This is a genomic window from Streptomyces sp. NPDC091371 (genome assembly GCF_040684275.1).
Classification (GTDB): domain Bacteria; phylum Actinomycetota; class Actinomycetes; order Streptomycetales; family Streptomycetaceae; genus Streptomyces.
The window spans coordinates 195,290-205,835 of the sequence record NZ_JBFBFP010000006.1 but is presented as its reverse complement, the minus strand read 5'-3'; the positions used below and the strand labels follow the sequence as shown (position 1 = coordinate 205,835).

Sequence of the window (10,546 nt, the reverse complement as noted above, 5' to 3'; positions counted from 1 at the left end):
TGAAGGTGCCGATCATAACCAGCCATTCCGAGGAAACAGATAGGTGTCTTCCGCGACCAAAGCGTGCTATTGGCGGCGGAGTATTGCAGATGGGAGACCGGATCGGAACCCAACCGCGACGCCTCCGACACCAAGGCGGACCCGCCGGGATCGGAAAGACGGGCCCCCGCCTCGCGAGGCGGGGGCCCGTCAGCTGCTCAGGACGCGCCCCACCAGGACCGTCTGCGGCCCTGGCGAATGTCGGTCACCTTCGCCACCCCGCCGCCGTCCGACGGCCCGCTGTGCGGCTGCACCTCCGTCAGACGGGCCCGCCAGGGTCCGTCCGCCGCCTCCAGCTGCACGATGACCGGGCCCTCGGGCAGCGGCACGGTCTCCCGTCGCTTGCCGATCTCGTTGACGGCGTTCTCGCCCCTCGGAAGCTCGGTGGGGTCGTCGTGCCCCGCCAGTTCGTAGAGGTAGACGATGAGGTTGTCGTCGCCGCGGTAATGGAGGGAGAGGTCCGCCGCTCCGCCGGTGTGCAGCAGGACGTCGGGGCCGCCGCCCTCCAGCTGATCCTCCGTCAGGCGCGTCGCCGCGGCCAGCGGCAGCACCCGGAGCTGCCAGGGGCCTTCCGCCTCCAGCTTCAGCCGCAGCCGGCCGCCCGGGGGGACGTGGGTGAGCACCCGGCCCTGGAAGTTCTCCTCGCAGCTGTTGATGAGGTGCTCGCCCTCCTTGTTGAACCGGGTGAGGGGGCACAGGCCCGTGTACCCGTCGCCGCGGATGGCGAGTTCGACGACGACCGGCCCGGGCGGCAGCCCGTTCACCGTGATCACGTCGTTGTCCCGGCCGGTCTGCACGTACGGCTCGAAGACGGGCCCGTACAACCACTCCGGCGCGACCACCTGCGAAGCCGCCGCCGCGGGCACCGGGGCCGGGGCCGGGGCGGGGAGTTGGAACGGCGCCGGGGCCGGGACCGGGGCGGGGACGGGGGCCTGGAACGGGGCCGGGGCCTGGGCCGGGAGTTGGAACGGCGCCGGGACCGGGGCGGGGGCCTGGAACGGGGCCGGGGCGGCGGCCGGGACCGGCGCCTGGAACGGACCCGGAGCCGGAACCTGGAACGGGACCTGGGCGGGAGCCGGAGCCTGGACCTGGGGCTGGACCGGGACCTGAGCCGGAGCCGGAGCCTGGGGCTGGACCGGCACCTGGGCCTGGACGGGAGCCGGAGGAGGAACCTGGAACGGGACCTGGGCCTGAGCCGGCGCCGGAACCTGGACCGGTGCCGGAGCCTGGCCCTGGAACGGGACCTGGGCCGGACCCTGAGCCTGGAACGGGACCTGGGCCTGGCCCTGAGCCTGGACCTGGACCGGAGCCGGGACCTGGGCGGGGACCTGGAACGGCACCGGGGCCGGGACCCGCACCGACGCGGGCACCGGCGCCGACACTGGCGCGGGCACGGGCGCCGGAGTGGGCACAGGCGCCGACGTGGGCACCGGCACGGGCACGGGCGCGGGCGCGGGCACCTGCGCGGGAGCCGTGTCCGCCACGTCCACGCCGTGGTCCGTCACCAGGCCGACGAGGCCGTTGACGTACCCCTGGCCCACCGCGCGGAACTTCCAGCCCCCCGCCCGCCGGTACAGCTCCGCGAGCACCATCGCGGTCTCCGCTCCGGCATCGGTCACGTCGTACCGTGCGACCGACGTGCCGTCCGGCGCGAACGACTCCACGCACAACCCGCGTACGTCCCGCATCGCGCCGTTCTCCGTCGACCCCACGACGAGGACGCGGACGATCTCCCCCTCGATCGCCGTGAGGGCGACCTCCAGCCACGTCGTGCCGTTCTCGTCCCCGAGCAGCCGCACGGCGCCCGACGGATGGACCGGCGCGCCGTGGAACACGATGTCCCCGTCCCCCCGGACCCTGCCCTGCTCCGTCAGCAGCAGCGCCGCCACGTCCAGCCCGTTCCGCACGGCGACCCGCAGCGGCACGGTCGGGACGAAGGCGTTCTCCCCCTTGATCATGAACTCTCCCCTGAATCGATCACGCAATGATCTTCGGCCTCCCGGGCCCGCGGGACAAGGCGCGTGAGCAGGCCGGAATCATCCCTTGCGTACCGCGAGTAACGGCCTTTAGGGTCGGCGGACTTGAGGGACGGGAGGAACCATGGAGAGCACTGAGGCACCAGAGGACGACACCCGGGCCAAGCCAGAGATCAAGAAGGTGGCCGTCCGCGACGAGGGCAGGAAGCGCGACCGGCTCACCATCGACAAGCGACCGTCGTCCTGACCGGGCGGGAGTCGGCGCCCGGCGCGGCACCGCGGACGCCGGGCGCCGACACCCCGTGCCGACCCGTCGGCCCGGCGGGGAGGAGCACCGCATGCGCGTTCACCTGGTGACCATGCCCTGGCAGCCGATCGACCTTCCCTCGCTCCAGATCGGCCTGCTGCACGCCCTGCTGACCCGCACGCGGCCCGCCGACGAGGTCCGCGAGTTCCACGGTTCGCTGCGCTGGGCGGAGTTCCTGCTGGAGCGGACCGACGGCCTGCTGCGCCCGGCCGACCACGCCGAGGTAGGCAGCGACTCGATCTTCGACGGGCTCGGCGACTGGGTCTTCTCGGGCGTGCTCTACGCGGACCCCGACTGGGGCGTCGCACGGCTCGGCGCGTACGCGGCGAGCCGCGGGATCCCGGTGGACAAGGCGCACGCCATGCGGGTCCACGCGGCGGAGTTCGTCGCCCTCAGCGCTTCGGAGATCCTCGGAGCGGACCCGGACGTCGTCGGGTTCACCAGCACCTTCATGCAGAACGTGTCCTCGCTCGCGCTCGCCGCCGAGCTCAAGCGCCGCCGTCCCGGCCTCACCGTGGTGTTCGGCGGCAGCAACTGCGACGGCCCGATGGGCCATGCCCTGCACCGCAACCATCCCTTCGTCGACCACGTGGTGCGCGGGGAGGGGGAGTACGCGTTCCCCGCCCTGCTGGCCCATCTCGACGCCGGCACCCCGCCCGTCGACGTGCCGGGCCTGTGCTGGTGGGACGGCGGGACCTCGCGGGCGAACGAGGAGTCGCGCCGTACGGTGGCGCCGCGGGACATCGCCTCGCCCGACTACGACGTCTGGCAGGCGGAGCTCGACGCCTCGCCGGTGGCCGAGTACGTCCGGCCGAAGCTCGTCGTGGAAGGCGCGCGCGGCTGCTGGTGGGGCGAGAAGCACCATTGCACGTTCTGCGGTCTCAACGGCTCGGCGATGGCGTTCCGCGCCAAGCCCGGCGAGCAGCTGTGGGCCGAAGTCGACCGGTTGGTCCGCCGACACCGGATCCTCGACGTCGTCACGGTCGACAACATCATCGACATGGCGTACTTCACGGACTTCCTGCCGCTCGCCGCCGACAGCGGCTGGGACCTCCTGATGCACTACGAGGTCAAGTCCAACCTCACCGCGGACCAGCTGGCGCTCCTGGCCCGCTCGGGCGCCGTGCACATCCAGCCGGGGATCGAGAGCCTCGACAACCGCGTCCTCGGCCTGATGGACAAGGGCGTCACCGGCTCCCGCAACGTCCGCACGCTCCGGGAGTGCGCCGACCTGTCGCTCACGTGCACGTGGAACTACCTGTACGGCTTCCCGGGCGAGACAGCGGACGACTACAACGCGGTCGTCGACCAGTTCCCCGCGCTCGTCCACCTACAGCCACCGGGCGGCGCGTTCCGCATCCAACTCGAGCGGTTCAGCCCGCACTTCGCCAATCCCGCCCTCGGTTTCGCCGAGCGGACCCCGGCCGCCATGTACGGCCACGTGTACGACCTCCCCGAGGCGGAACTGGCCGATCTGGTCTACCTCTTCGACACCCCGCCCCGCGGAATCGGAGGCACGGCCGAGGAACGGCTCGTACAGGCCGTCGCGGACTGGCGGGCCGGGCACGCCGGTTCGACGCTGCTGATGGAATCCGGCGCGGACGGCGACCTGCTGGTGCACGACCGGCGCCGCGGCTGGCCGGCCCGGAGGCACCGGCTGAACGGCTGGAAGGCCGCCGCGTTCCACCACCTGGAGCACGGCCGCTCGGGGCCCGCCCTGCACCGGCTCCTCACCGAGGAGGGGCATCCGCTCACCTCGGCCCGGCTCATGCAGTGGCTCGACGAGGCCCTGTCCCTGGGGCTGCTGTTCTTCGACGGCCGGTCGTACGTGTCGCTGCCCCTGCGGAACACCCCGGTCCGCACCGGCACCACCGACGCCGCGGCGGTGGCCGTATGACCGGCGCGCAGGTCGTGGTCGACGAGCCGCTGCCGCTGGGCGCGGGCGGCCGCGCCGCGGCGGACGCGGTGCGCTTCCTGCGCGACTGCCAGAGCCGGGCGCTCCCGGCGCTCTGGGCCCCGGACACCGACGCCCCGCCCTTCGACACCGGACTGCTGCACCACCTGCCGCCCCCGGCTCCCCTCCCTGGGGCCGGCGGCTCCGACGGGGCGGCCGTGTGGCGGTCCCGGTACGCGTACGGCCTGCTCTACCACCGTCGCGGGCCGGACTTCGTGACGGTCATGGACCGCAGGGACCCCTCGGCCTCGGCCCGGTTCACCATCGACCAGCCCGCACTGCTTACGGCGTTCCTCGCCCTCCAGGACGCCACGGCCCTCGACACCCTCGACGCGGCGCGCCGCGAGGCCGTGTCCGTACTCGCGGACGAACGCCTCGTCCTGGTCACTGAGGGGTGGGCGGTGGCCCTGCCGCCGCGCCTGCGCCGGTGGCCCATCCCCTGCACGAGCATCTGACCCGTGGCCTCGTCATCGACCCGGCCCTCGCGGGCGGCCGCCGACGGCGGCGGCAAGCCGTGGGGTGCGCTGCGCCGGCACCGCCCGTTCCTGCTGCTCTGCGGCGAACAGGCGGCCAGCTCCATCGGGCGGCAGATCACCGCGCTGGCGCTGACGCTGCTGGCCGTGACCCGGCTGGACGCGGGCCCCTTGGGGGCCTCGGCGCTGCTGGCCCTGACCTACCTCCCCGGCGCCGTCCTCAGCCCCTTCGCCGGTGTGCTCGCCGACCGGGCCCGGCTGCGCACCCTGGCCGTCACGCTCACCTCGCTCCAGGTGGCGGTCGTCGGTTCGGTGCCGCTCGCCGGGGGCCTCGGGCGCCTCGGTCTGCCGCACCTGTACGCGGTGGCCGCCCTCTCGGGCGCGCTGACCTGGACGCTCTCGGTGGCGCTGCAGGCGGCGCTGCCCCGGGTGATCCGGCCCGAGCAGCTCCTGGCCGGCAACTCGGCGCTGACCGGCGCCCGTACGGCGGGCCAGATCGGCGGCCCCGCCCTGGGCGGCGTCCTCGTCGGTCTCGTCGGGGCGGCCCCCGCCCTGCTGGCGGGAACCGCCGCCTACGCCGTCGAGGCCCTGCTGCTGTTCGCCCTGCCCGCGTCGCTGAACGGACCGGCCGAGCAGGCCGTACGCCGGGCCCCGCGGCTCGCCGCGCTCCGCGAGGGGCTCGCGGTGGTCCGGGCGGAACCGGTGCTGCGCCGACAGGTCCTCGCGGGCGCCGGGTTCAACCTCGGCAGCGGGGCCGCGGACGCGCTCTTCGTCGTATACGCCAGCCGGGAACTGGTCCTCCCCGCATGGCAGTTGGGCCTGATCTACACGGCCTTCAGCGTCGCCACCGTCGCCGGGGTCCTCCTGGCGGGCCGGTTCGCGACGTCCGTCGAGCTGTACCGCGCGACACGGATCTGCGCGGTGGTGGCAGCCCTCGCGATCTTCCTCGTCCCGGCGGCCTCGCTGGGGCTCGCCTTCCCGGCGCTGCTCGCGTACCAACTGCTCTTCGGCATCACGGCGACGGTGTGGGCGATCTCCATGACGACCACCCAGCAACTGATCGCCCCACAACACCTCCAGGGCCGCGTCGCCGGCTTCGCCCAGGCGGCACTCCTGACCACCGTCCCGGTCGGCGCCCTGTCCGCGGGCGCCCTGGCATCCCGACTGGGCACCGTCCCGGTCCTGACGGGCGCGGCAACAGCAGCCCTCCTGGCCGCCGCCTCCTTCTGGCTCCCCCACCACACCGACCCGCCCCGCAGGCCTTCCTGAGGTGAGACGGCCGGGGGCGTCAGTCGCAGGGACGCCCCCGAGCCGGATCACTCGGCCGGGTTCAGCCGCAGGGAGATGCTGTTGATGCAGTACCGCTGGTCCGTGGGGGTCGGGTAGCCCTCGCCCTCGAAGACGTGCCCGAGGTGCGAGCCGCACTTCGCGCAGCGGACCTCGGTGCGGACCATGCCGTGCGAGGTGTCGGCGAGCAGCTCGACCGCCTCGGTGTCCTTCGGGTCGAAGAAGGACGGCCAGCCGCAGTGCGACTCGAACTTCTCCGAGGAACGGAACAGCTCGGCGCCGCAGCCGCGACAGGAGTAGACGCCCTCCGTCTTGGTGTCGGTGTACTCACCGCGGAAGGCCGGCTCGGTGCCCGCGAGGCGGAGCACCTGGTACTCGGACGGGGTCAGCTCGGCCTGCCACTGCTCGTCCGTCTTCTGGACCTCGTACGACATGACGTTCCCGCTCCCTCAGCTCGACAGGCGGGCGAGGATCTGCGGTCCCAGATCCGTGACGTCGCCCGCGCCCATCGTGAGAACGAGATCGCCGGGCTTGGCCATTCCCGCGATGACGTCGGCGACGGCTTCCTTGGAGTGCTCGGCGGTGACGTCGGCTCCGGCGGCGCGGGCGGCGGCGATGATGATCTCGCTGGTGACGCCCGGGACCGGGTCCTCGCGGGCCGGGTAGATGTCCAGGACCACGGAGGCGTCGGCCAGGGAGAGGGACTGGCCCATCTCCTTGCCCAGCTCCTGGGTGCGGGAGAAGAGGTGGGGCTGGAAGACGACCAGGATCCGGGAGTCCCCGGCGGCGCCGCGGATGGCCTCCAGGTCGGCGGTCATCTCGGTCGGGTGGTGCGCGTACGAGTCGATGACCTGCACGCCGGCCGCCTCGCCCTTGAGCTGGAGACGGCGCTTGACCCCGGTGTACTTGCCGAGCGCCGAGGCCAGGTTGTGCGCCGGGATGCCGAGGGCGACACCGGCGGCGAGGGCGGCCACGGCGTTGTGCGCGTAGTGGCGGCCCGGCACGGAGACGGTGAAGGTGAGCATCCGGCCGTCGAGGACGACGGTGACCTCGCTGGCCAGACCGCGCGGGGTGATCTTGGTGATGCGGACGTCGGCCTCGGGCTCCTCGCCGTACGTGACGACGTTCAGCCCCTCGCGGCCCGCGACGCGGCGGGCGATCTCGGCGGCGCCCTCCTGCCCGTGGGCGACGACCAGGGTGCCGCCGGGCACGACCTTGCCGACGAAGGTCTCGAAGGACTCGTAGATCTCGTCCATCGACGCGTAGTTCGCGTGGTGGTCGAGCTCCGCGTTGAGGATGATCGCGACCTGCGGGGTGTACTTGTGGAAGCTGCGGTCGCTCTCGTCCGCCTCGGCGACGAAGATGTCGCCCTCGCCGTGGTGGGCGTTGGAGCCGGGGGCGTCCAGGTCGCCGCCGATGGCGTACGAGGGGTCCAGGCCCAGGGCCGAGAGGGACACCGCCAGCATCGAGGTGGTGGTGGTCTTGCCGTGCGTGCCAGCGACCGCGATCGGCCGCAGGCCGTCCATCAGGGCGGCGAGGGCGTCCGAGCGGTGCACGACGGGGATGCCGAGGTCGGCGGCGCGGGCCAGCTCCGGGTTGTCGGCGCGGATGGCGCTGGAGACGACCACGCAGGTGGAGTCGGGGTCGAGGTGGCCGGCGGCGTGCCCGATGTGGACCGTGGCGCCGTGGGCGCGCAGCGCCTGGGCGGTCTCGGAGTCTCGGGAGTCGCTGCCGGCCACCCGCGCGCCGCGCTGGGCGAGGATCTTCGCGATGCCGGACATGCCGGCGCCGCCGATGCCGATGAAGTGGGGCCGTTCCATCGCGGTCGGCAGGCCGGGCTTCATTCAGGTCGCTCCAGGATCGAGTGCGGTGCGGTGCGGGGTGTTGCGCTGTCGGGCTCTGTCGCCCCCAGCCTATTCGTTGTGGGCGAAGAGCTTGAGCACCGGAACGCCGACCTTGTGCCGGGCCCGGGAGGCCCAGTCCCGGTGGAAGAACTCCTCCACGAAGTGCGGGGCGGTCAGGACGATCACCTCGTCGGCGCCGGTCTCCTCCACGACGGACTTCAGCTTGTCGAGCGGATGGTGCTCGATGATCTGTCCGATGACGTTGGCGCCCTTCTTGCGCAGGGCCTCCATGGAGTGTTCGAGTGCCGCCTCGGCGGGGCCCACGGCAGCCGCGCCCTCGGGTTCGTCGCCCTCGCGGATGGCCTCGGGGAGCTCACCGAGCGCTACGTCGTCGATGGCCCGCAGCAGCCGGTCCTGGTCACCGCGGGGTTGCATGAGGACGACGAAGGAAACCGAGTCGTCTCCGTGCAGGGTGGTGACGAAGTCCACGTCCACCGGGGTCAGGGGCTGCTCGATCATCAATACGCTCGTGAACACGGACGCCCTCTCCTTCATGGGCCGAGGCCGGCTGGCCGGCCCCCTGCGGAAACCATCCTGCCCCGCTCTCGCGCGGGACCATGCGCAGATATATGTGCCCAGGTATGTGCCCTGCGGAAAGCCAAGCGGAACGAGAAATTCCGCCTTTGTCAGATCCGACGGTAACGCGTGAAGAGGAACCCGGCCTCTTCCAGTACGGAGGCGGGCGCGAGCCGGTGCGGAACCGTGACGGAAGGCCCCCCGGCGATCCGCTGCGCATCACCCGCGGTGAGCACCGGGGAGATCGTCAGGCACAGCTCGTCCAGCGCTCCCGCCGCCACGAACTGGCCCAGCAGCCGGGGTCCGCCCTCGGTGAGCTGGCGGCGCAGGCCCCGCGCGGCCAGCTCCCGTACGACGCGGCCCGCGTCCACGCCCGCGCCGTCGCCGGCCACCACGACCTCGGCCCCGGCCTTGACGGCCGCCGCCACCCGCTCGGCGGGCGCGGCGGCTCCGGTGACCACCAGGGTGGGCACCAGGGGGGAGGTGAACAGGGGCAGCGTGAAGTCCAGGTCCATGCTCGCCGTAACCACCGCGATGGCCGGGGCGGGGCCCTGGCCGGCGGCCGCGCGGCGGGCCGCGAAGGCCTCCCGGGCCCGGGCCGGGCGGTAGCCCTCCTGGCGAACCGTTTCCGCTCCGACGACCACCACATCGGCCAGGGCCCGCAGGGTGCCGAAGATCCGCATGTCGGTCTCGCCGGAGATGGGCTGCGAGCGGCCCTCGTGCTGGGCCGCGCCGTCCAGGCTGGAGACCATGTTCGCCCGCAGCCAGTGGGCTCCGGGGTCGAGCGCGGGGTAGGCGTAGGCCTCCGCGAGCTCGTCCAGGGACCACTCCCGGTCGGCCATGGCCTCCGGGGAGGCGGGTGTCTGATCGGTCACAGGGAACAGGCGTCGCATCGGTGCAGTCTGACACGCCCCGTAGAGTTAAGGGCTGTGCCGACATCACTCTCCGCCCCCGGTTCAGCCTCCGGCCGGCCCCCGATAGCCGACGCAGGCCCGCAGGCACTGTGCGCCCGCGAGCCGCGCGTGCCCGCCGAACGGCTGGTGGCCGAGATGGTCCCGCCGCCGCGTTTCGACTCGGTGCGCTTCGACACGTACAACCCGGACCCGACGCAGCCGAGCCAGGCCGAGGCCGTCACCGTCCTCAGCGGCTTCGCCGCCGGGCTCGGCGGGGCGCACGCGAGCGGAGCCGCGAAGAAGCGCTGGTTCTCCAGAAAGCCCACCGCCACCGCGGCCCCGCGCGGGGTCTACCTCGACGGCGGCTACGGCGTCGGCAAGACCCACCTGCTGGCCTCCCTGTGGCACGCCACCCCGGCCGAGCCCGCGCTCAAGGCCTTCGGCACCTTCGTGGAGCTGACCAACCTGGTGGGCGCGCTCGGCTTCCAGCAGACCGTGCAGACCCTGGGCGGGCACCGCCTCCTCTGCATCGACGAATTCGAACTGGACGACCCGGGCGACACGGTCCTGGTGTCCTCGCTGCTCAGCCGCCTCGTCGAGCAGGGCGTGGCCCTGGCAGCGACCTCCAACACCCTGCCCGGCAAGCTCGGCGAGGGCCGCTTCGCCGCCGTCGACTTCCTGCGGGAGATCCAGGGCCTGTCGGCGCACTTCCGCCCGCTGCGCATCGACGGACAGGACTACCGCCACCGCGGCCTGCCGGAGGCCCCGGCCCCGTTCTCCGACGAGCAGGTCGCCAAGGCCGCGTACGCGACCCCGGGCGCGAGCCTCGACGACTTCCCCCACCTCCTGGAGCACCTCGCCAGGGTCCACCCGAGCCGCTACGGCGCGCTGACCGACGGCATCTCCGCGGTCTGCCTGACCGACGTGGGCGCGGTGCCGGACCAGTCGACGGCGCTGCGGCTGGTGGTCCTGGCCGACCGCCTGTACGACCGTGAGATACCCGTGCTCGCCTCGGGGGTCCCCTTCGACCGGCTGTTCAGTGAAGAGATGCTGAACGGCGGCTACCGCAAGAAGTACTTCCGCGCCATATCGCGGCTCACCGCGCTGGCACGCGACGCGAAGCCCCTGGTCTCCCAGTAGGTTTGGGACGCCGGGCTCTTCCGGGGGCCCGGCCGTTCCCACTTCTACGAAGGGATC

10 protein-coding genes are annotated in these 10,546 nt (G+C 73.0%); 5 read left to right on the top strand and 5 right to left on the bottom strand.

Features of this window, described 5'->3' with window-relative positions:
• Positions 1-197: 197 nt before the first annotated feature.
• Positions 198-1,997: a TerD family protein gene (locus tag AB0O21_RS10405; RefSeq protein ID WP_365168728.1), complete on the bottom strand. Its 1,800-nt coding sequence runs from the start codon at positions 1,995-1,997 to the stop codon at positions 198-200.
• 142 nt (positions 1,998-2,139) lie between these two features.
• Between AB0O21_RS10405 and AB0O21_RS10400 the strand changes: the two genes are divergently transcribed.
• The 4 genes from AB0O21_RS10400 (at position 2,140) to AB0O21_RS10385 (ending at position 6,018) form a co-directional block, all read left to right on the top strand.
• Positions 2,140-2,262 (top strand): hypothetical protein, encoded by a 123-nt coding sequence (locus tag AB0O21_RS10400; protein WP_365168726.1) that lies wholly within the window; start codon positions 2,140-2,142, stop codon positions 2,260-2,262.
• 91 nt (positions 2,263-2,353) lie between these two features.
• A complete protein-coding gene (locus AB0O21_RS10395) occupies positions 2,354-4,219 on the top strand; it encodes a RiPP maturation radical SAM C-methyltransferase (RefSeq protein ID WP_365168723.1) in 1,866 nt (621 codons plus the stop codon).
• Positions 4,216-4,731 (top strand): DUF5825 family protein, encoded by a 516-nt coding sequence (locus tag AB0O21_RS10390; RefSeq protein WP_365168721.1) that lies wholly within the window; start codon positions 4,216-4,218, stop codon positions 4,729-4,731. The genes AB0O21_RS10395 and AB0O21_RS10390 overlap by 4 nt, the downstream gene beginning before the upstream one ends.
• Positions 4,732-4,734: 3 nt before the next feature.
• Positions 4,735-6,018: an MFS transporter gene (locus AB0O21_RS10385; RefSeq protein ID WP_365168719.1), complete on the top strand. Its 1,284-nt coding sequence runs from the start codon at positions 4,735-4,737 to the stop codon at positions 6,016-6,018.
• Between the two features lie 47 nt (positions 6,019-6,065).
• On the opposite strand, the gene msrB is transcribed toward AB0O21_RS10385, so the two are convergent.
• The 4 genes from msrB to AB0O21_RS10365 form a co-directional block, all read right to left on the bottom strand.
• The gene (msrB, locus tag AB0O21_RS10380) at positions 6,066-6,470 is read right to left on the bottom strand and encodes a peptide-methionine (R)-S-oxide reductase MsrB (protein ID WP_365168717.1); all 405 of its coding nucleotides are present in this window, start codon (positions 6,468-6,470) and stop codon (positions 6,066-6,068) included.
• A gap of 15 nt (positions 6,471-6,485) precedes the next feature.
• Positions 6,486-7,880, bottom strand: coding sequence for a UDP-N-acetylmuramate--L-alanine ligase (gene murC, locus AB0O21_RS10375; RefSeq protein ID WP_365168715.1), 1,395 nt, complete (start codon positions 7,878-7,880; stop codon positions 6,486-6,488).
• A gap of 69 nt (positions 7,881-7,949) precedes the next feature.
• Positions 7,950-8,417: an indole-3-glycerol phosphate synthase gene (locus AB0O21_RS10370; protein ID WP_365168712.1), complete on the bottom strand. Its 468-nt coding sequence runs from the start codon at positions 8,415-8,417 to the stop codon at positions 7,950-7,952.
• A 149-nt stretch (positions 8,418-8,566) separates the two neighbouring features.
• The gene (locus tag AB0O21_RS10365) at positions 8,567-9,349 is read right to left on the bottom strand and encodes a pyrimidine reductase family protein (RefSeq protein ID WP_365168710.1); all 783 of its coding nucleotides are present in this window, start codon (positions 9,347-9,349) and stop codon (positions 8,567-8,569) included.
• A gap of 36 nt (positions 9,350-9,385) precedes the next feature.
• Between AB0O21_RS10365 and zapE the strand changes: the two genes are divergently transcribed.
• The gene (zapE, locus tag AB0O21_RS10360; RefSeq protein WP_365168707.1) at positions 9,386-10,489 is read left to right on the top strand and encodes a cell division protein ZapE; all 1,104 of its coding nucleotides are present in this window, start codon (positions 9,386-9,388) and stop codon (positions 10,487-10,489) included.
• Positions 10,490-10,546 lie beyond the last annotated feature (57 nt).